This is a genomic window from Weizmannia sp. FSL W8-0676, assembly GCF_038593015.1.
In the GTDB taxonomy this organism is placed as follows: Bacteria; Bacillota; Bacilli; order Bacillales; family Bacillaceae_C; genus Weizmannia; species Weizmannia coagulans.
Genome location: NZ_CP151954.1, coordinates 159,394 through 180,551, shown reverse-complemented (window position 1 = coordinate 180,551; position 21,158 = coordinate 159,394). Strand labels below are relative to the sequence as shown.

The following is a 21,158-nucleotide window of genomic DNA, read 5'->3' as shown; positions in this document are numbered from 1 at the left end:
GCCTAGCCCCTCGAGGTCGAATCACCTGCCCGCCACGGAGCCAAAAGACGGCTCCATGCCGGTCAGAACATTCGCTTGTCGGGGCTAAACAAGGCACCTTCGCTTTTCTATTTGGTTAAGTCCTCGATCGATTAGTATCCGTCAGCTGCACGCGTCACCGCGCTTCCACCCCGGACCTATCAACCTGATCATCTTTCAGGGATCTTACCAGTTAAACTGTGGGAAATCTCATCTTGAGGGGGGCTTCATGCTTAGATGCTTTCAGCACTTATCCCTTCCGCACATAGCTACCCAGCGATGCCTTTGGCAAGACAACTGGTACACCAGCGGTGCGTCCATCCCGGTCCTCTCGTACTAAGGACAGCTCCTCTCAAATTTCCTGCGCCCGCGACGGATAGGGACCGAACTGTCTCACGACGTTCTGAACCCAGCTCGCGTACCGCTTTAATGGGCGAACAGCCCAACCCTTGGGACCGACTACAGCCCCAGGATGCGATGAGCCGACATCGAGGTGCCAAACCTCCCCGTCGATGTGGACTCTTGGGGGAGATCAGCCTGTTATCCCCAGGGTAGCTTTTATCCGTTGAGCGATGGCCCTTCCATGCGGAACCACCGGATCACTAAGCCCGACTTTCGTCCCTGCCCGACTTGTAAGTCTCGCAGTCAAGCTCCCTTATGCCTTTACACTCTGCGAATGATTTCCAACCATTCTGAGGGAACCTTTGGGCGCCTCCGTTACCTTTTAGGAGGCGACCGCCCCAGTCAAACTGCCTGCCTGACACTGTCTCCCACCCCGGTAAGGGGTGCGGGTTAGAATTTCAATACAGCCAGGGTAGTATCCCACCGATGCCTCCGCCGAAGCTGGCGCTCCGGTTTCCAAGGCTCCTACCTATCCTGTACAAGCTGTACCAAAATTCAATATCAGGCTGCAGTAAAGCTCCATGGGGTCTTTCCGTCCTGTCGCGGGTAACCTGCATCTTCACAGGTACTATAATTTCACCGAGTCTCTCGTTGAGACAGTGCCCAGATCGTTACACCTTTCGTGCGGGTCAGAACTTACCTGACAAGGAATTTCGCTACCTTAGGACCGTTATAGTTACGGCCGCCGTTTACTGGGGCTTCAGTTCAGAGCTTCGCCTTGCGGCTAACCCCTCTCCTTAACCTTCCAGCACCGGGCAGGTGTCAGCCCCTATACTTCGCCTTGCGGCTTCGCAGAGACCTGTGTTTTTGCTAAACAGTCGCCTGGGCCTATTCACTGCGGCTTCCCGGGGCATACACCCCAAAAAGCACCCCTTCTCCCGAAGTTACGGGGTCATTTTGCCGAGTTCCTTAACGAGAGTTCTCTCGCTCACCTTAGGATTCTCTCCTCGCCTACCTGTGTCGGTTTGCGGTACGGGCGCCTTTCACCTCACTAGAGGCTTTTCTTGGCAGTGTGGAATCAGGAACTTCGGTACTTTAATTTCCCTCGCCATCACAGCTCCGCCTTGGCGCGAAGGATTTGCCTCCGCACCGGCCTAACTGCTTGGACGCGATCAACCAGTGTCGCGCTTGCCCTATCCTCCTGCGTCCCCCCATCGTTCAAACGGTGAAGAGGCGGTACAGGAATATCAACCTGTTGTCCATCGCCTACGCCTTTCGGCCTCGGCTTAGGCCCCGACTAACCCTGAGCGGACGAGCCTTCCTCAGGAAACCTTAGGCATTCGGTGGAAGGGATTCTCACCCTTCTTTCGCTACTCATACCGGCATTCTCACTTCTAAGCGCTCCACCGGTCCTTCCGGTCCGGCTTCAACGCCCTTAGAACGCTCTCCTACCACGGACACCAAACGGTGTCCATCCGCAGCTTCGGTGATACGTTTAGCCCCGGTACATTTTCGGCGCAGCGTCACTCGACCAGTGAGCTATTACGCACTCTTTGAATGATGGCTGCTTCTAAGCCAACATCCTGGTTGTCTAAGCAACGCCACATCCTTTTCCACTTAACGTATACTTTGGGACCTTAGCTGGCGGTCTGGGCTGTTTCCCTTTCGACCATGGATCTTATCACTCACAGTCTGACTCCCAAGCATAAGTTTTTGGCATTCGGAGTTTGTCTGAATTCGGTAACCCGATGAGGGCCCCTCGTCCAAACAGTGCTCTACCTCCAAAACTCTCCGCTTGAGGCTAGCCCTAAAGCTATTTCGGAGAGAACCAGCTATCTCCAAGTTCGATTGGAATTTCTCCGCTACCCACACCTCATCCCCGCACTTTTCAACGTGCGTGGGTTCGGGCCTCCAGCAAGTGTTACCTTGCCTTCACCCTGGACATGGGTAGATCACCTGGTTTCGGGTCTGCGGCCTCATACTCTTTCGCCCTGTTCAGACTCGCTTTCGCTGCGGCTCCGCTTCTTCAGCTTAACCTTGCATGAGACCGTAACTCGCCGGTTCATTCTACAAAAGGCACGCCATCACCCGTTAACGGGCTCTGACTACTTGTAGGCACACGGTTTCAGGATCTCTTTCACTCCCCTCCCGGGGTGCTTTTCACCTTTCCCTCACGGTACTGGTTCACTATCGGTCACTAGGGAGTATTTAGCCTTGGGAGATGGTCCTCCCGGATTCCGGCGGGATTCCTCGTGTCCCGCCGTACTCAGGATCCACTCGGGAGAGAACGAAGTTTCAGTTACAGGGCTTTTACCTTCTCCGGCAGGCCTTTCCAGGCCGCTTCACTTACCCCGTTCTTTTGTAACTCCCATATGAGTGTCCTACAACCCCGGAAGGCAAGCCTTCCGGTTTGGGCTGTTTCCTGTTCGCTCGCCGCTACTTGGGAAATCGCAATTGCTTTCTCTTCCTCCGGGTACTGAGATGTTTCAGTTCCCCGGGTGTGCCCTTCCTGCCCTATGGATTCAGGCAGGAATCCTGTCCGATTAAAGACAGGGGGTTTCCCCATTCGGAAATCTCCGGATCAAAGCTTACGTACAGCTCCCCGGAGCATATCGGTGTTTGTACCGTCCTTCATCGGCTCCTAGTGCCAAGGCATCCGCCGTGCGCCCTTTCTAACTTAACCATAAAAGGTTTAAATCCAAAAATAAGCGATTCTCGGTTTACTTGGTTTATTTCTCCTATCCGGTTTTCAAAGAACACATACTGAAGGATTGGACCTTCAAAACTGAACAAAACGGAAACGCCAAACTTAATTTCGGAAAACCGAAGGTTTTCCTTTTATGTCTAGCTCCGGGCGCTATCGGCTAGCGTATTTCTACGTCTTCTCCCTACGATAAGCGGGCATCGATTCGCCTTTAAGGCTCATCGTGTTTCCTTTATCTCAGTCGAAGACTTCGAAATCCGTACGCCGATGAACGAGCGCCCTACGCTTTTCCCCTTAGAAAGGAGGTGATCCAGCCGCACCTTCCGATACGGCTACCTTGTTACGACTTCACCCCAATCATCTGTCCCACCTTCGGCGGCTGGCTCCGTAAAGGTTACCTCACCGACTTCGGGTGTTACAAACTCTCGTGGTGTGACGGGCGGTGTGTACAAGGCCCGGGAACGTATTCACCGCGGCATGCTGATCCGCGATTACTAGCGATTCCGGCTTCATGCAGGCGGGTTGCAGCCTGCAATCCGAACTGGGAATGGTTTTCTGGGATTGGCTTAACCTCGCGGTCTCGCAGCCCTTTGTACCATCCATTGTAGCACGTGTGTAGCCCAGGTCATAAGGGGCATGATGATTTGACGTCATCCCCACCTTCCTCCGGTTTGTCACCGGCAGTCACCTTAGAGTGCCCAACTCAATGCTGGCAACTAAGGTCAAGGGTTGCGCTCGTTGCGGGACTTAACCCAACATCTCACGACACGAGCTGACGACAACCATGCACCACCTGTCACTCTGTCCCCCGAAGGGGAAGGCCCTGTCTCCAGGGAGGTCAGAGGATGTCAAGACCTGGTAAGGTTCTTCGCGTTGCTTCGAATTAAACCACATGCTCCACCGCTTGTGCGGGCCCCCGTCAATTCCTTTGAGTTTCAGCCTTGCGGCCGTACTCCCCAGGCGGAGTGCTTAATGCGTTAGCTGCAGCACTAAAGGGCGGAAACCCTCTAACACTTAGCACTCATCGTTTACGGCGTGGACTACCAGGGTATCTAATCCTGTTTGCTCCCCACGCTTTCGCGCCTCAGCGTCAGTTACAGACCAGAGAGCCGCCTTCGCCACTGGTGTTCCTCCACATCTCTACGCATTTCACCGCTACACGTGGAATTCCACTCTCCTCTTCTGCACTCAAGCCTCCCAGTTTCCAATGACCGCTTGCGGTTGAGCCGCAAGATTTCACATCAGACTTAAGAAGCCGCCTGCGCGCGCTTTACGCCCAATAATTCCGGACAACGCTTGCCACCTACGTATTACCGCGGCTGCTGGCACGTAGTTAGCCGTGGCTTTCTGGCCGGGTACCGTCAAGGCGCCGCCCTGTTCGAACGGCACTTGTTCTTCCCCGGCAACAGAGTTTTACGACCCGAAGGCCTTCTTCACTCACGCGGCGTTGCTCCGTCAGACTTTCGTCCATTGCGGAAGATTCCCTACTGCTGCCTCCCGTAGGAGTTTGGGCCGTGTCTCAGTCCCAATGTGGCCGATCACCCTCTCAGGTCGGCTACGCATCGTTGCCTTGGTGGGCCATTACCCCGCCAACTAGCTAATGCGCCGCGGGCCCATCTGTAAGTGGCAGCCGAAGCCGCCTTTCCTTTTTCCTCCATGCGGAGGAAAAAACTATCCGGTATTAGCCCCGGTTTCCCGGCGTTATCCCAGTCTTACAGGCAGGTTGCCCACGTGTTACTCACCCGTCCGCCGCTAACCTTTTAAAAGCAAGCTTTTAAAAGGTCCGCACGACTTGCATGTATTAGGCACGCCGCCAGCGTTCGTCCTGAGCCAGGATCAAACTCTCAGTAAAGATGTTTGATAAAAGCTCAAAAAGAATTTGACGTTTCGTTTTGTCCAGTTTTCAAGGAACAATCTTTGCTGTTTCTTCATAACAGCGACTTTTACATTATATCAATTATAAAGTGCGTTGTCAACACTTTTTTATCTGCCATGCCTCATGTGAAGCAGCGACATTTACTAATATACCAAGATAGCAAATCCATGTCAACAGTCTTTGTGTATTTTTATTCTATATTTTTTAGCTTATGGAGGGAATCCGGATTTAGCTTGTTACCGTTATGCTTCGTAGCGGATTTCTCCTCCGCCGCTGGTCACGATTGCCAATTTTCCTGTGAAATCAAATGTTTGGACTGGCACCACCCTTTCCAAATTCGGTTCATTTTCAGTGTAATGGTTCGCAAAGAAGAAATCAATGGAAACGTTTTCATAATTTGTGTCTATTTTTTTGCAATCGGCCCTTAGATGCTTCTTTCCCGGCACGGGCAATAATGAAAATCATCGGCAAATTCACTGCAGGCGCCCATGATGCAACAGCGGCACTGGAAAAAGCGGGGGCTGGTCAAGCGCCCCCGCGGTCCATTTGATAAAGTTTGCGGTAACGCGCATGGTTTTCCATTAATGCCGCGTGTGTGCCCTGCATGGCGATTTTTCCTTCATCCAAAAAGACGATCTGATCCATTTTTTCCATACCGGCCAGATGGTGGGTAATGAAAATCACCGTTTTATCCTTTAAAACTTCAAACATCGTATCGAGCGTATCGAGCAGGTCTTTTTCTGTCAGGGGGTCAAGCCCGACAGTCGGTTCATCCAAAATGACCACAGGCGTATTTTGCAGCAGGATCCGCGCGAGGGCGATTCTTTGCCGCTCGCCTCCCGAAAAACGCTGGCCGGTTTCCTCCATTTGGGTATGGATCCCATTTGGAAGGGAGTGGAGGTACCGGTCAAGTTTGACTTGCCGGATGGCCTCCTCGATTTCTACGGGTGTGGCGCCGGGGCGTCCGAGGGCAACGTTATTTTCGACTGTTGTCGCGAACAAATAAGGTTTCTGGTTCAAAACGCTGACCAGCTGGTGAATCCCTTCGCCGTATGCTGCCGGGGCATGACCGCCGATGGAAACGGTCCCTGAAGCAGGCTGCAGCGCCCCGATCAGCAGATGGAGAAGCGTCGATTTGCCTGCCCCGCTTTTGCCAAGCACGGCAATCTTCTGCCCGTGGGGAATGGTGAGTGACACATCGTTCAAAGCTGCGGCCGGTTCGTTTTCATAATAGTAAAAGACGTGTTCCAAACGGATCTCCGCTTTCTCTCCCGGAACTGCACTGGGACTGCTTTTATCCGGGACATGTTGCCGGATCGTGTCAATCCGTTGCAGGGATTCTTTGTATGCCGGAATCTTTTCCACCGCCGCGGATGCCGGGATAATGCCTTCCAGAATCGGAAGGGTTACAAGCGTAAAAGACGCAATATAGGTCGGGGCGATATCGCCGTGCATTGCGGCATGCCCTGCCCAGATGCCGGCAAATATTAAAATGATGCCCGAGATGACCTGCAGCTGAAAGTTCCGGTTATGGTTCCAAAAAGACATCTTTCTTTCTATTTCATGACTCTTCCGGCTGTCTTCATAAAACTGCCGGAAGAACCGTTCTTTCTTTCCGCTGATGATCCAGTCGCGGATGCCGAATAAAGTATCCGTGACGCTCCGGTACAGCCGGCTCTGTGTTTCTTTCAGCGCGATTTGCCGTTTTTTCATGAAATATAAGGATAAAAGCGGGTAAACAAACAGGATGATCCCCATTAATATGGCAATCCACAACGCAAACAGAAAGTCAAATGCAGCCAGCGTGCAAACTGAATATAAAAACAAAAACAGCGCCGTTACAACAGGAAAAATGGTGCGGATATAAGCGTCCTGCAAATGCTCGATGTCATCGGCAAGCGTGCCGAGCAGATCCCCCGCCTGAAAACGGGAGCGGATAAACAGCGCCTGCGGTTCGAGCATTTCATACAGTTTGACGCGCATATCGGCAAGAATCTTCAACACCGTATTATGCCCGCTAAGCCGCTCAAAATAACGGGCGACCGGCCGCGCGATCCCGAAAGCGCGGACGCCGACGATCGGCACATAAATCAAAAGAATTGTCGCCGGCATTTCCGACGCCCTTGTGATCAAATAGCCGGACGTAAAGGTGAGCATCGATGAAGCAAGAAAAGCAACAATGCCAAGCAGGACAGTAGCTGCCATCAGCCACCGGTACTGGCGGATATACGGTTTAATATACCGCTTGAAGTATGCCATGTTCTGCCCCTCCCCGCTGCGCCTCGACAAGTTCGTAAAAGGCGCCTTTTTTCCGGTACAGTTCTTCATATGTGCCCGCTTCTCTAAGCCTGCCGCCATCCATCACCAAAATCAAGTCCATTTCTTTTATCCAGTGCAGGCGGTGGGTGGCAAAAAAGACAAGTTTCTGTTCAAAAAGCGGGAGCATCAGCTGTTTAATTTCTTGTTCCGTTTCGATATCGAGATGCGCAGTCGGCTCATCCAAAAGCATAACCGGCCGCGTATCCAGCAATGCCCGCGCGAGCGCAATCCGCTGTTCCTCACCGCCGCTTAGCGCCCGTCCGCCCTGGCCAATTTTTTCATCGAGCCCGCCCGGAAAGCCGGCGATGAGGACGGAAAGCCCTGCCGTCCGGACCGCTTCCTCGATTTTTTCAAGCGGCGCATCCGGCGCATACCAGGCAATATTTTCCCGTACGGTCCCCGAGAAAATATACGGATGCTGCGGAATGTAGTTCACCTGCTTTTGCCATTCGGAAAAGGACAAATGCGGAACTTCCAGGCCGTCAATCCTGATCCGCCCGCCATCCGGCATGGAGAACCCGGATAACAGGTCAATAAGCGTCGATTTGCCCGAACCGGAGATTCCGATCACGCCGATTTTTTGAAACCCGCGGGCGGTAAATGTGACATCCTGCAAAATCGCCCGGTTTTCTTCCGGCGACTGTTTTTCAAGCCCTTCCACTGTTAATGTGCTGTGTTCGTTCCAAACCGGGACGGGAAAAGAAAGCCCGGTTCCAAAGTCTTCTTTTTCGGCAAGCAGGCGGTGGATCTTCTCGCCCGCTTCTTTCCCGTTCATTGTGGCATGGTAATCGCTGCCGAGATCGCGGACGGGCATAAAGTACTCCGGTGCAAGAATTAAAAGCGCAAGGGCCGGTTCAAATCCGATTTGCCCGTTAATCAGCCGGAGCCCAAGTTCCACGGCCACGACCGCCACGGACAAAGTCGCGAAAAAATCCAGGGAGAACGACGATAAAAAAGCAATCCTGAGCGTCCGGTTTGTGGCAATCCGGTACTTGTTGCTGACTTCCCAAATGGCTTCTTTATGGCTTTTGCTCCGCCCCAAAAACTTTAGCGTCACAAGCCCCCTTAACGAGTCCACGAAATGGCGGGAAAGCAGCTGGTACGTTTCCCACCTTGCTTCTTTCTGCTTTTGCGCGGCAAGCCCGAGCAGAATCAAAAACCCGATTAAAATCGGCATGACAACGAGCAGCGTAATCCCGGTTTCAACGTCCTGTGAAAAAACATACACAAGGAGAACAGCCGGGATCGTCAGGCACGCGATAAAGCGCGGAATAAAAAGTTCCAAATAAGTACGGAACTCTGGAATGCCCTCAAGGCAAAGCGTCACCAGATTGCCTGTGCCATGCCTGCTGATGGCGCGCGGCCCGATGCGGAACAGCTTTTCAACGAGCAGGTTTTGGTAATGGAGGGACGTGCGGCTGGCAAACCGGAACGCAACCCGCGACTTTGCCCACTGCAAAAAGTGGCGGATGAGATGGGCGGCGAAAAAGATGCCAAATTCGGCCGCTGTTTCCTGCCACGGCACCCCTTTATATAAATGGACAATCGCTTTTGCCAGGTATGCCGCCTGCACGATAATGGCAACCGATTGGACCATCGTCAGGCATCCGGCAATGATAAAAGTTTTCAAGCTGCCTTTATACTGCATCAGATGTTTATCCATCCGCACCAGCTCCTCTCCGGTATGGCCGGCCGTTCCGCCATACGCAGGGCTTTTTTGATTCGTTCACCGGCATCTTTTTCCACCTGCACGGGGCGATTGTGCCGGATTCATACTACAATCTGCGTTTTCTCGGCACCCATTCAAACGGTGCCGGATGAAAAAGAAAACACCCGGTTTGCCCGAAATCCGCTCCCCGGGTGGGCAGCGGGCGGCAATCTTTAACCCCCGCCCCCTGAACTTTTTTAATAATGCAATTCATGCGGTGTAACCCGTTTCCGGAAGACATAGTAACTCCAAATTGTGTAAGCGAGCACGACCGGCACCATCGTGCATGCGACAATCGTCATGACTTTTAACGAATACGGGCTTGACGATGCTTTATAGAGCGTCAGGTTGTTCGCCGCCCCCATGGAACTGATCAGCACGTTCGGGAAAAGCGCAACGAAAAACGAGACGGTTACAAGAATTAAAATCAACCCGGTTACGGCAAAACTCAATCCTTCTTTTTTATTCCGCAAGAGCGGATACAGTCCCAGATAAAGCACAATGGCAACGGCATAGACTGGAATTAAAATGGCGCCCCGTTTCACAAACGCATCTGTAAAAACAGCGGTTAATATGGCAAACAGGACAACGACGGCGCCAGCAGCCATATACATTTTCATCGCTGCTTTTCCGGCACGTTCACGGATTTCGCCGTCCGTTTTTAAACGGATAAACATCAGGCCATGCAGATAGACAAGGGCGACAAAGGCCAGCCCGCCGACGATCGTGTAAAGGTTGACGATGTCGAAAAATCCGGCATGCATCGTCATCGAGCGGTCAATCGGAAGCCCCTTGATCATCCCGGAAAACAGGGCGCCGAGCAAAAACGGCGGCAGGAGGCTTCCAAGCAAAATGGCCCAGTCCCAAATGCCTTTCCATTTGCTTGCCTGGAGCTTGCCGCGGAATTCAAAGGCAACCCCTCTGGCAATGAGTGCAAGCAGCAGGACGACAAAGGCAAGGTAATAGCCGCTAAAAAGCGTGGCATACCAGTTCGGGAAAGCGGCAAACATGGCGCCGCCCGCTGTCAGGAGCCATACTTCATTGGCATCCCAGAACGGCCCGATCGTGTTAATGAGCACCCGTTTTTCCGTCTCATTTTTGGCAAGGAATTTTGTGCTCATCCCGACCCCGAAATCAAAACCTTCCAGAAATACAAATCCGACAAATAACACACAAACAAGCACAAACCACAATTCATTTAACTGCATTATACAAACCTCCTTGTATTGAAAGGATCCGATGCAGTAATGTCTTCTATCGGTTTTGCCTGCGGGCCCTGTTTAATGACGCGGATAAACAGGTAAGCCATCGCCACGGCAAGCAGCGTATACACAATCGAGAAAGCAATCAGTGAAAACAGCAGCTCGCCGGCCGAAACATTCGGCGAAACGCCCGCACTCGTTTTCATCAGGCCGTTTACCACCCATGGCTGCCGGCCCATTTCAGACATAACCCAGCCGAACGAGTTGCCGATCGTCGGGATAAACATGCAAGGGAACAGCCATTTCAAGTAACGCATGCTGTTTTCGATTTTTTTCTTCCAGACAAGGTACAGGCCGATCAAACTCATCAGGATCATAATGCCGCCAGTGGCAACCATGATCCGGAAGCTCCAGAACGTTGTTTTTACAGGCGGAATATAATTGCCTTCCCCGTATTTTTGCGCGTATTCTTTTTGCAGCTCGTTCATCCCTTTGACGGATCCGGAAAACTTGCCATAGGATAAGTAGCTCAGCAAGTACGGAATTTGCACCTTGTATTCCGACTTTTTATTTTTCGTATCAATGATGCTAAACAGTGTCCATGGCGCAGGGTCCCCGGTGTTTTTCCAGATTCCTTCCGCAGCAGCCATTTTCATCGGCTGGACATTAATGAGATAACGTGCCTGGCTGTGCCCGGAAAAGGCAAGGCCGAGCCCGCTGAGAAGACCGACGATAAGTGCGATGGCAACAGACCGTTTGAAAAAGGCCACATCTTTTTTCCTGATCAAATTCCAGGCCGAAACACCGGCGATGAAAAACGCACCGGTGGCAAGGCTGCCGAAAATAATGTGCGGGTAAGCCACCTGCAATTTTTGGTTCAACAGCACGGCGGCAAAATTGTTCATTTCGGCGCGGCCATTGTGAATTGTATAGCCGACCGGGTTTTGCATAAATGAGTTTGCGGCCATAATCCAGAGCGCCGACAGCATGGTTCCGATCGAGACGAGCCAGATGCAGGCCAGATGCAGTTTTTTCGGGAGTCTGTCCCAACCGAAAATCCACAGGCCGATGAAAGTCGACTCCATAAAGAACGCAAGCAGCGCTTCAATCGCAAGCGGTGCGCCGAATACGTCCCCGACGAACCTCGAGTAGGCCGACCAGTTCATCCCGAATTGGAATTCCTGGATAATCCCGGTCACCACCCCGACTGCGAAGTTGATGAGGAAAAAGGTTCCCCAAAACTTCGTCATTTTCTTGTAAATTTCTTTCTTTTTCACCAGGTAAAGCGTTTGCATGACAGCGACAATAAATGCCAATCCGATTGAAAGCGGCACGAAAATGAAGTGGAACAAGGTTGTAGTTGCAAACTGGGTCCGTGCCAATATGACTTCACTCATTTCCCAAAATCCCCTCCTCTTCCATATTTCCGTTACTTTTTCATTACACTTATATTATATTTAATCTTTTTATGGTACAGATAGGAGCTGTGTGACAATTCGGTTAAAAACTGTCGAATATTATTTGACAAATCATTTTTCTGGAAAAATATTCTTCCCGGCCTATTGACTTTTTGTGAAAGCGTGATCAAAAGAGGGGTGGCTCATTCGGGCGGCTGGGATAATCGCGTCCATTTTTTCCGGTCCAGGTCCGTAATTTCCTTTTTTCCAGAACGCTCTCCGCTTCTTCTTTTCCAAAAAGCCGTAAAAAAAGAGCGGCTGCCTCCGCTCTTTACTGTTTCATTTCCCGCCTATAGGACACGGCGAACTGGGCATATTCGCTTTGGGGCGCGACTTTTGTCAGGAGCTTAAAAAGAATTCGGTACCGTTCTTTCATGGCCCTTTTGATGACCCGCTCAATCCGCTCATCATTCAGGTCAAGTAAAATTTCTTCCATTTCTCTTTTCAACAAATACTGCATTTCCAGCAGCTCTTTTTCATGGACGACAAGACCTAACACCCGCATGCACCCTTTCTGTTCATGGTACGTCTATTTTTACCAAATTTAAGGGAAATATCACAGCACTTTTCCTTGCATAATCCTGAAAAAATGGCGCATACAATAAGACAAGTGCAGTTTTTAACGGGAGGTTGAATCATGCACCATACGAAATCGCGAAACTGGAAACTGTATCTTTTCATTGTCATTGTCTCGTTTTTTACTGCCTTATTGATCTATACCCAAACGCTGGCGCAGACGGCAACTTTTTCAGCAAAAGGCACCCCGAAAGCCGTTTTTAAAGGAGAAAACGGCATTGCGTTAACTTTTAATATTGGCTGGGGCGATGAAAAAGCCGTCCCTATCTTGAAAACGTTGCAGAAAAACGGCGTAAAGTCCGCAACCTTTTTCCTGTCAGGCGCGTGGGCGGAACAGCACCCGGATATTGTGAATAGGATTGAAAAAGCCGGATATGAGATCGGAAGCCTCGGTTATGCCTATGTGGATTACACGGATGAAGAACCGGCTAAAGTGCGGCATGATATGCAGAAGGCACAAGAAGTGTTTAAAAAACTTGAAATAAAGGATGTAAAACTTTTGCGTTCCCCGACCGGCCATTTTGACAAAACGTCATTAAAAATCGCTGACCAACAGGGGCTTACAATGGTTCACTGGAGCGTCAACACCGATGACTGGAAAAACCCGGGCACCGCAAAAATTATTGAAAAAGCAAGCACAGCCGAAAACGGGGATATTGTCCTGCTGCACGCTTCTGATGCCGCAAAGCAGACGAACAAAGCCCTGCCGCAAATCATCCGTCACTTGTCGGATAAAGGAAAATTTGTGACCGTTTCCGAAATGATTGCAAACGGAAAAGCAGAAACGAAAGTGATCCCTTAAAGGCCAGGGCTCCCGGACAGGTTGGATGGCAACGCTGAATCGGGAGCCTTTGTTTCTGCTCACCGTACCATGGCTGATAATGCTTTCTACTGCGGATTGCCGGGATATGGCGATGGAAGGAAAGATTTCTTTCCTTCTCCACCGCGTATACAGCCAGCTTCATTGCTGTATACATTTCTGACTATCCATATTATAATAAAGGAAGAGATTATTTAAAAATCATTCAACAATTTGTCAAGCATAGTAAAAAAGTTGGGTTCTAAAAATTTATATAGACATCGATTAATAGAATACAAGTAAAATATCTTGAAGAGCTTGGAGTAGATGCCCTTTTTGTTGACGAAGCGCAAATTTAATCTTGGAAATGTATTGAAAAACAAAAAAGGAGGTTCGTTTTACATTTCTTCCATTTAAACCTAAAATCTTACATTATTCTGCTGTAGCTGACTAAGTATATTCGATGTTAAAAAGACTCCAACAGGGGGCAAGGTACCACTAATTACGGGATATCCGGTAAGAGATTTATCGGTTGTAGCAATCCAAGTTCCATGCTCTCCTGCTTGTAAAGAAGGAGGTTTCATAATAAGCCTCCCATTTAAAACAAAATGTCGAATTCTAATCAAGGGATCATCAAATATAGTTAAGTTACCGGAAAATGCGGCAAAAGGTGAATCAAATCTTATTTGATTGGTGTTTTCATCCCAATATCCATTAATTGGAATAGGTGTGCCACGGAAATTAACCGTACCAACTATCCTGTTATCTGTAATAGAGTTAATGTTTAGTAAACCCCAAACGATTGGTCTACCATCTATAGCAGCATGGAGGCCCCATACTGACGGGAATGGAATACTAACCATTGTTTGCTGTGCAGTTTGCAATACTAATCTCCCCCTAAATTTAAAGTTTATGTTCTGAAGGATAAAGGATTAGATATCTTATTTACTATCCTATATAAAGGACCAATCCAGTATATGCACCACAAGCTGAATATGTTTACTTTTAACGGTTAGAATCTCATCCTTTCGTTGAAAAATGCAGATCATTCAACGTTTAGAACAAAAAATTATGTTACAAAAAAATTCCTTTACACAGAGGCTCCAAGTCAAGTCCTTAAACGCATATTCTGTGGATACATATAAACAATGATAAAGGGTGCAACATATCAATGTTTTGTTGTTGATACTATATATAAGGTGCATATAGTTGAATGGTACGATTTGTCTTGAAAGGCTGAAGCTAAGGTTTCATCAGGCAAACGAGCCTATCATACCCATCTCTCCAAGTAAAGTCCTATGTTTGTATACGTTGTTGGATTATCCCATTTGTGTGCAAAGCTAACCTTAACGCAGTTATTAATCCATATAACTAGCAGGACAAATTGTAGGCTATAATATTTTGCTATTTATTATACGGAAAATGAATTTTGTCCAGCGTTTGAATACCTTCGTTACAGGAGTGATTCCCCATAAAATATGGGGATTACTAATTTGTATTAGGGTTATCAGTCAAAAATTATTAATAGTGATTTTCTGAAGCCATGGCAATTGCCTTTGTCTCATGAACAGTACCATATGGATGTTGAGGTGGTGCATAAATGGAGTATAATTTTATTGGTTTATTACCTGTGTTCGTTAGATTATGCCATGTTCCTGCGGGTATCACGATTACATAGTCGTCATATACATTGGCTTGAAAATCGTATATTCCTTTATTTTTCCCCATTTGAACAAGTCCTTGACCATCTTCAATACGGAGGAACTGATCCAATGTTGGGTGGATTTCCAATCCGATATCTTCTCCAACACCGATATTCATTAAAGTAACCTGCAAATGATTTCCCGTCCATAAAGCTATGCGGAAATTGTTATTCTTCTTGGCGGCCTGTTCAATATTAATTACAAATGGCTGCGGCCCGAAATCCTTTAATATATTGCCTCTATTATAAGGATTTTCATTATCGCCCAAATTATTGTTCCAGTTATAATAATGGGGATTCCAGTCGTTACACCACCATGTACAGATTTCCAGTGAAATTGGGAATATTAGAAAGCCCGCTTTTCACTTCAACCTTTATCATTACTGATGCGCCGTTCTCTCCTTAAATCACAGAATCATTTAAATATATAGTAATTTCCTGGAATTCCTTTGAAGATGATATGTTAGAAGCAATTGTAGCCAATCTGGTTCCATACGAGCCAACAAAAGTTGTACAAAAAATGTAAAGCGGGTTTGCGCGATTGTATTGCATAATGAAAGGGGAAGGGGGCGTTACAATGGAAATTCTGGATAAAACACAGCAGGTCATTGATATGCTTGAAGCAGATATCATGCATCCAGATTATGAAAAAATCGCAAAAATTACGGGGATTCCTTTGGGGCTTTACCAACGCATTTTTACGTATATCTGCAATATTTCATTGGCTGGATATGTACGCAAACGAAAACTCACGCTGGCGGCTGAGATGCTGCTTTCTAAAAGGAAAAATGTAACAGAAACAGCAATGGAGTGCGGCTATGAGAGCAGTTCCGCCTTTTCAAGGGCGTTCAAGGAACAATTTTCAGTGCCGCCTGCCATGATTACCGGTGACATTTATCAAGAAAAAGCTTTTCCGCCGCTTTCCTTTAAAGACAATGACACCTATTACGTGATGAAAGGAAGAAGAATGATGGCAGAACTGGTAAAAATCGAATACATGACGGCAGAAGACGTGCTCCTGATCGGCATCAGCAATCAAGATTTTGGCGTCACCACCAGCGACCTGTGGGAAGTTTTTTGGGAACGGGGATTTGACAAAAAGCTTCATGAACTTCATGAATACAGCGTAGGCATGGAAGACTGCATCGGCCTCGGTTATATGACCGATTTTGCAAACGACTCCGGGCTTGGCGAAACGTATATCATCGGCAAGTATTTTAAAACAGGAACCCCGGTCCCTGAAGGCATGACGGGGAAAATCATCAAAGGCGGAACCATTGCAAAAGCACAGATTGGCGCAAAGAACCTTGACGATATCATCAGCAACGCATTTATCCTCATTTCCGACATGGTACAAAAAAACGGCTATACACTTGACTATGAACATTTCTACTGGGTGGAATTTTACACGGTCAGCCGTTTCTGCAACCCGCTTGAAAACGGCGCCAAACAGGTCATTCTTGATTTTCAAATGCCATGCAGGAAAATATGATAATGGAACTGAAAATCGTTGCGGCTGACCCGCTTGGGGAAGGAAAGAAACAGAATGTGTTAAAATGAATGGTGTGAATATGATCCCAATGGGTTTGCAGGTGAATTGAAAGATGAAGCAAATTTTCAGCACGGTGGTCCAATTTCGCGGATCACATGAAAAATTCGGTTATATGCAGGGGCTTGCATTAAAAGAATCACTTTCTGTCCAAAACCGCGACAATCAATGGAAAGTCAGAAAACCGCGGTTTGTCATCGACCTGAACGAAACGAAAGACGCCATCACCCGCTTTGCACCCGGAATCTGGGAAGAGTTGCGCGGATTGCAAGAAGCGCTGGAATGGCCGATGGAAAAAGTTTTGCAGGAATTTGGCGGCTACCGGGTGGACTGTGCAAAATCAGGCTGCTCGATTTTAACAGGCGATGGCTATCTTATCCGCAACTATGATTACCATCCAAAAACCTATGAAGGCCGCTATGTCCTGTACCAGCCAAGCGATCAGGGATACGCGATTGCCGGGCCGAGCCAGCGCGTCACCGGGCGGATGGACGGCATGAATGAAAAAGGGCTCGCCATCGGCTATACGTTTATCCATCGAAAAAGTCCCGGCGACGGGTTTATTTGCTGCATGATTGGCAGGCTGCTATTGGAATCATGCGCAAATATTGACGAAGCCGTTGCCCTATTAAAAGAAATTCCGCACCGCCATTCATTCAGCTATGTAGTTTACGATAAAAGCGGGGAAACCCGGATTGTCGAAGCATCTCCGCGCGCGGTCGCCGTGCGGAACGGAAACACTTGCACCAATCATTTTGAAACCCTCGGCAAAGAAAACCGGCATCATCTCAACGATTCGATGCGCAGAACCGCCATTTTGGAACAGGAAAAAGGGCATCTGTCCAGCGCCCGGGATGCGTTTCAATTATTAAACAGCCGGGAAAAAGGCGTTTTTTCAGAATTATACAGCAGCTGGGCAGGCACGATTCATACTTCCGCTTACCTGCCGAAGCAAATGGAAGCCTGGTTCGCTTTAGGCGGGGACTGCGAGCCGGTGAAAATCGACTTTGACAAATGGCTGTCAGGAGAAGACTTGCCCATTGAAAAGATCACCGGCGAAGTGGATACGGATATTCCCTTCCTCCATATGGACAAAGGGGCCGACTGGTTTCGAAAATAATCAAAATAGCGGCCATGGCAACAGGAATCCTTGCCGGAAAAATCGCTCCGGCTGCAAAAATGGAATCATCAGGCGCCCTGGGTCGTATGGAGCAAAAACCATGGACTCTTTTTTTCATGGACCGCCAGCATTGGAAGCGTTCCCACTGTATCGTGTATATTGTACTCCAGCTGGGAAAATTTTATTTATGCGTTTACTGTCCAATTGGCATAGGAACGAGAAAGCACGGCAAAAACCGGATACCCAATCAGGTTCCGGTTTTAACGGCTTTCCGAAAGAAGTCTCCCATCCTCAAGGAATGTGAAGGTGCGAATAGCACCAATGAGTAGGTGGGAGATGAATTTCGGTTGGCTTTAGCCAAAGGTTTTGATATAATCAGTCTTAGATGGAATAGAGGGTTGATATATCAATGAAATTAGATAGTAATAATCATTCAGTATTCTTACTGCATTATCACCTTGTATTGGTTGTAAAATACCGTAGACAAGTGTTCGATAGTGAAATATCTGATTTTGCAAAAGATATGTTCGCTGAGATTGGAAGTAAATACAATATTTCTTTAGTGGAATGGAATCATGATAAAGACCATATCCACATCTTATTCAAAGCAAATCCTAACTCTGAACTATCAAAGTTCATCAATGCCTATAAGAGTGCAAGTTCTCGACTGATAAAAAGAGACTTTCCACATATAAGAAAAAAACTATGGAAAGAAATGTTTTGGTCAAGAAGTTTCTGCCTACTTACAACAGGCGACGCTCCAATAGATACCATCAAAAAATATATTGAAAATCAAGGTCAAAAGTGAGGTGAATTGATATGGCCAAGCAAAACAAAGCTTTCAAGTTTCGTTTGTTACCAAACAAAGAACAATCCGCATTATTAGCTAAGACATTTGGTTGTGTTCGCTTTGTCTACAATAAGATGTTAGCTGAACGCAAAGAAACGTATGAAAAGTTCAAGGATGATAAAGAATTGCTTAAAAAGCAAAAGTTTCCGACCCCTGCAAAATATAAAAGTGAATTTCCATTCCTAAAAGAAGTGGATTCTTTAGCTTTGGCAAATGCACAAATGAACTTACAGACTGCTTATAAGAATTTCTTTGAAGGAAATGCGGATTTTCCAAAGTTCAAAAATCGTAAAGCAAAACAATCCTATACAACTAATATGGTCAACGGAAATATTAAGCTAGAAAATGGTCATATCAAACTGCCAAAAATCAAAAAGCCAATAAAAATGAAACAGCATAGAGAGATACCTGCTGATTATAAAATCAAATCTTGCACTATTTCTAAAACAAAGACAGGCAAGTACTACATTTCAATTTTGACAGAATATGAGAATTATGAGAAAGATATTCGTCCAGTTAAAAATGCGGATTTTCCAAAGTTCAAAAATCGTAAAGCAAAACAATCCTATACAACTAATATGGTCAACGGAAATATTAAGCTAGAAAATGGTCATATCAAACTGCCAAAAATCAAAAAGCCAATAAAAATGAAACAGCATAGAGAGATACCTGCTGATTATAAAATCAAATCTTGCACTATTTCTAAAACAAAGACAGGCAAGTACTACATTTCAATTTTGACAGAATATGAGAATTATGAGAAAGATATTCGTCCAGTTAAAATACAGAAAGTTGTTGGTTTGGATTTTGCTATGGATGGTCTATATGTCGAGAGTGAACAGGGTAAGAAAGCCAATTACCCACGTTACTATCGGCAAGCCTTAGATAAATTAGCAAAAGCACAACGAATTCTTTCTCGAAGAAAGAAAGGTTCTGCACGTTGGAACAAGCAACGACTAGTAGTGGCTAAGTTACATGAGAAAGTGGCGAACCAACGCATGAATTTTCTTCATCATAAGTCAAAAGAATTAGCTTCTAACTTTGATGCTGTCGTGATTGAGGACTTGAACATGAAAGGGATGTCTCAAGCCCTTCACTTTGGGAAAAGCGTTCACGACAACGGTTGGGGGATGTTCACTACTTTCTTAGCGTATAAGCTAAAAGAACAAGGGAAACAACTTGTGAAAATTGATAAGTGGTTTCCCTCCACTAAGAAGTGTTCTTGTTGTGGTGCAGAAAAACCTGTGAAACTATCTGAACGCACCTACCGTTGTTCGTGCGGTTATGTGGCAGATCGCGACTATAATTCAGCAATCAATATCAAAAATGAAGGTATACGCTTATTAGCGTTATCATAAGTAACAAAACTCTTGGAACAAGAGGGTTAGCTCGGTCAGTTTTCGTTGGCTAGTAAAAGCAACGATAAGTCGAGAAGCCCCCACTTCAATTAGACCGCAAGGTCAATAAGTGGTGGGTAGTTCACTTTGCCGTCTTTTCTTCTGCGATCTTGCGCAATGCTGCCTTTTCCTCCTTTTCCCTTTGGGAGCGCTTTAAAAAATACGGAAGCGCAAGCAGCTGATAAGCATTGCAGATGAGAAGCGGGAAAAGCATAAGATAAAGCGAGGTTATGCTATTGGCACGCAAAGCCGGCACCCATTCGAGAATGGTCACTGCCACCATGAAAAAGAAGGCAGGAATAAAAGTCCTTGCACTTTTCGCCTGCTTTGTCTTAGCAGCTGCCGCCGCGAGCGCGGACACAAGGATCAGTGCCGCAAACAGCAAGGACTGGCGGGTATCCGCGCGGAAGTACACAAAATCGAACAGTACATAACAGGCTGCTACGAGCTGAACGGCCTGCCAAACAAGCCGCGAACGGAAAATATCAAGCCCGAGCTGGTGCACGGTTAACCAGGCGAAGAAACCGACCTGGCTGACAAGACTGAAAATCAAGCCCAACCCCGTAAACCAGAAAAACGCGCCGGCGATGGATAAAAGATCCGCCCGCGCAAAATAAGGTGCCATTTCCGGCCAGCGTACGAAAAACCCGAGAATCCCGGCTGACACCCCTCCGATTGCAAGAGCGGCAAAAAAGAAACGAACCCAGTTCCGGCTTGTCAATCCCCATCCCCCTTTGCCATTAAAGTACCTCTATTGTAACAGAGAATAATTAGAAAAATCCAGCACATCACGCCGGCTTTTCCCAAATGTACCGTTTTACCAATACGCACGATGAAGCCGGTTTTTGCAGACCTGCACGCCGGCCTTAGCGGGAAAAACTTCCACTGCTTTTAAGCCTCCCCGCCGGGCGCATAATCCGAAAAGAACTTCACATATTAAAGATAGAATGAAGAAGGGAGCCAAAAGCATGAAACCAAGAACCGTTTTGCTCCTGATCAGCCTTTGCGCTGCCCTTACAGCCTGCTCGGGCGAGGCTTCAACAGGCGGGCAAGCGGATTATAACCAGACGAAAAAAATGGTCATTGACATATTGAAAACCGATGAAGGAAAAAAAGCGCTGCAGGACGTGATCACAAGCGATGGAATGAAAAAGAATTTGGTCATTGACAAGGCGTACATGAAAGAAGCGATCGAACAAACATTAACTTCCGATAAAGGCAAGACTTTTTGGAGAGAGGCCATGCAGGATCCGAAATTTGCCGCCGCGGTTGCAGACAGCATGAAAACCGAAAACAAAGCGCTGTTGAAAAGTTTGATGAAGGATCCGGATTACCAGGCGATGATGATCGATATTTTAAAAGACCCGGCTTACGAAAAAGAAGTACAAACGATGCTAAAAAGCAAAGAAATGCGGAAAACCATGCAGGGTGTTGTCATTGATACGTTTAATGACCCGGCTTTTAAAGCGAAAATGGAAGACAGTTTACTGAAGGCAGCCAAAGCAATGAATGAGAAAAAGTAGCGGCGGGGCGGGTTCC

At 47.5% G+C, this 21,158-nt stretch carries 14 protein-coding genes and 2 rRNA genes; 6 read left to right on the top strand and 10 right to left on the bottom strand.

The window, feature by feature from the left end; genetic code table 11:
* Positions 1–111: 111 nt before the first annotated feature.
* The 7 genes from NST20_RS00935 to NST20_RS00905 form a co-directional block, all read right to left on the bottom strand.
* A 23S ribosomal RNA gene (locus NST20_RS00935) occupies positions 112–3,043 on the bottom strand.
* 319 nt (positions 3,044–3,362) lie between these two features.
* Positions 3,363–4,916 (bottom strand): 16S ribosomal RNA (locus NST20_RS00930).
* Together the 16S and 23S rRNA genes form the textbook arrangement of a ribosomal RNA operon.
* A gap of 549 nt (positions 4,917–5,465) precedes the next feature.
* The gene (cydC, locus tag NST20_RS00925; RefSeq protein ID WP_342399855.1) at positions 5,466–7,199 is read right to left on the bottom strand and encodes a thiol reductant ABC exporter subunit CydC; all 1,734 of its coding nucleotides are present in this window, start codon (positions 7,197–7,199) and stop codon (positions 5,466–5,468) included.
* Complete coding sequence (gene cydD, locus NST20_RS00920) at positions 7,174–8,922, bottom strand: thiol reductant ABC exporter subunit CydD (protein ID WP_342399854.1); 1,749 nt, start codon at positions 8,920–8,922, stop codon at positions 7,174–7,176. The genes cydC and cydD overlap by 26 nt, the downstream gene beginning before the upstream one ends.
* A gap of 242 nt (positions 8,923–9,164) precedes the next feature.
* Positions 9,165–10,175, bottom strand: coding sequence for a cytochrome d ubiquinol oxidase subunit II (gene cydB / locus NST20_RS00915; RefSeq protein ID WP_013858125.1), 1,011 nt, complete (start codon positions 10,173–10,175; stop codon positions 9,165–9,167).
* Positions 10,175–11,566, bottom strand: a complete 1,392-nt coding sequence (locus NST20_RS00910; RefSeq protein WP_029142969.1) for a cytochrome ubiquinol oxidase subunit I — start codon at positions 11,564–11,566, stop codon at positions 10,175–10,177. Before NST20_RS00910 ends, cydB begins: the two co-directional genes overlap by 1 nt.
* A gap of 331 nt (positions 11,567–11,897) precedes the next feature.
* Positions 11,898–12,125, bottom strand: coding sequence for a hypothetical protein (locus NST20_RS00905; RefSeq protein WP_019722035.1), 228 nt, complete (start codon positions 12,123–12,125; stop codon positions 11,898–11,900).
* 138 nt (positions 12,126–12,263) lie between these two features.
* On the opposite strand from NST20_RS00905, the gene NST20_RS00900 reads away from it, so the two are divergent.
* The gene (locus tag NST20_RS00900; RefSeq protein WP_071452231.1) at positions 12,264–13,004 is read left to right on the top strand and encodes a polysaccharide deacetylase family protein; all 741 of its coding nucleotides are present in this window, start codon (positions 12,264–12,266) and stop codon (positions 13,002–13,004) included.
* Between the two features lie 416 nt (positions 13,005–13,420).
* Here the strand turns inward: NST20_RS00900 and NST20_RS00895 are convergent, their stop codons facing one another.
* On the bottom strand, positions 13,421–13,885 hold the full coding sequence (locus NST20_RS00895; RefSeq protein WP_029142968.1) for a hypothetical protein: 465 nt from the start codon (positions 13,883–13,885) through the stop codon (positions 13,421–13,423).
* A gap of 637 nt (positions 13,886–14,522) precedes the next feature.
* The gene (locus tag NST20_RS00890; RefSeq protein ID WP_230090533.1) at positions 14,523–15,050 is read right to left on the bottom strand and encodes a cupin domain-containing protein; all 528 of its coding nucleotides are present in this window, start codon (positions 15,048–15,050) and stop codon (positions 14,523–14,525) included.
* Positions 15,051–15,280: 230 nt separating this feature from the next.
* Between NST20_RS00890 and NST20_RS00885 the strand changes: the two genes are divergently transcribed.
* The 4 genes from NST20_RS00885 to NST20_RS00870 all read left to right on the top strand — a co-directional run bounded on the left by NST20_RS00885 (position 15,281) and on the right by NST20_RS00870 (position 19,580).
* A complete protein-coding gene (locus NST20_RS00885) occupies positions 15,281–16,195 on the top strand; it encodes an AraC family transcriptional regulator (RefSeq protein ID WP_019722038.1) in 915 nt (304 codons plus the stop codon).
* Positions 16,196–16,307: 112 nt separating this feature from the next.
* Positions 16,308–17,372, top strand: a complete 1,065-nt coding sequence (locus tag NST20_RS00880; protein ID WP_013858120.1) for a C45 family peptidase — start codon at positions 16,308–16,310, stop codon at positions 17,370–17,372.
* A gap of 409 nt (positions 17,373–17,781) precedes the next feature.
* Entirely contained in the window at positions 17,782–18,180 is a 399-nt protein-coding gene (gene tnpA / locus NST20_RS00875) for an IS200/IS605 family transposase (RefSeq protein WP_041818598.1), read from the top strand.
* An 11-nt stretch (positions 18,181–18,191) separates the two neighbouring features.
* Positions 18,192–19,580 carry an RNA-guided endonuclease TnpB family protein gene (locus tag NST20_RS00870; RefSeq protein ID WP_342399853.1) on the top strand — a complete coding sequence of 463 codons (1,389 nt, stop codon included), beginning with the start codon at positions 18,192–18,194 and terminating at the stop codon, positions 19,578–19,580.
* 121 nt (positions 19,581–19,701) lie between these two features.
* Here the strand turns inward: NST20_RS00870 and NST20_RS00865 are convergent, their stop codons facing one another.
* The gene (locus tag NST20_RS00865) at positions 19,702–20,340 is read right to left on the bottom strand and encodes a KinB-signaling pathway activation protein (protein ID WP_342399852.1); all 639 of its coding nucleotides are present in this window, start codon (positions 20,338–20,340) and stop codon (positions 19,702–19,704) included.
* A gap of 247 nt (positions 20,341–20,587) precedes the next feature.
* Between NST20_RS00865 and gerD the strand changes: the two genes are divergently transcribed.
* The gene (gerD, locus tag NST20_RS00860; protein WP_061566922.1) at positions 20,588–21,142 is read left to right on the top strand and encodes a spore germination lipoprotein GerD; all 555 of its coding nucleotides are present in this window, start codon (positions 20,588–20,590) and stop codon (positions 21,140–21,142) included.
* Positions 21,143–21,158: the final 16 nt, after the last annotated feature.

Bases quoted from the DNA above. Each gene is read 5' to 3' on its own strand.
- tnpA (WP_041818598.1), top strand. From the start codon at position 17,782: ATGAAATTAGATAGTAATAATCATTCAGTATTCTTACTGCATTATCAC.
- NST20_RS00885 (WP_019722038.1), top strand. From the start codon at position 15,281: ATGGAAATTCTGGATAAAACACAGCAGGTCATTGATATGCTTGAAGCA.
- NST20_RS00880 (WP_013858120.1), top strand. From the start codon at position 16,308: ATGAAGCAAATTTTCAGCACGGTGGTCCAATTTCGCGGATCACATGAA.
- NST20_RS00900 (WP_071452231.1), top strand. From the start codon at position 12,264: ATGCACCATACGAAATCGCGAAACTGGAAACTGTATCTTTTCATTGTC.
- NST20_RS00870 (WP_342399853.1), top strand. From the start codon at position 18,192: ATGGCCAAGCAAAACAAAGCTTTCAAGTTTCGTTTGTTACCAAACAAA.
- gerD (WP_061566922.1), top strand. From the start codon at position 20,588: ATGAAACCAAGAACCGTTTTGCTCCTGATCAGCCTTTGCGCTGCCCTT.
- cydC (WP_342399855.1), bottom strand. From the start codon at position 7,199: ATGGCATACTTCAAGCGGTATATTAAACCGTATATCCGCCAGTACCGG.
- NST20_RS00910 (WP_029142969.1), bottom strand. From the start codon at position 11,566: ATGAGTGAAGTCATATTGGCACGGACCCAGTTTGCAACTACAACCTTG.
- cydB (WP_013858125.1), bottom strand. From the start codon at position 10,175: ATGCAGTTAAATGAATTGTGGTTTGTGCTTGTTTGTGTGTTATTTGTC.
- cydD (WP_342399854.1), bottom strand. From the start codon at position 8,922: ATGGATAAACATCTGATGCAGTATAAAGGCAGCTTGAAAACTTTTATC.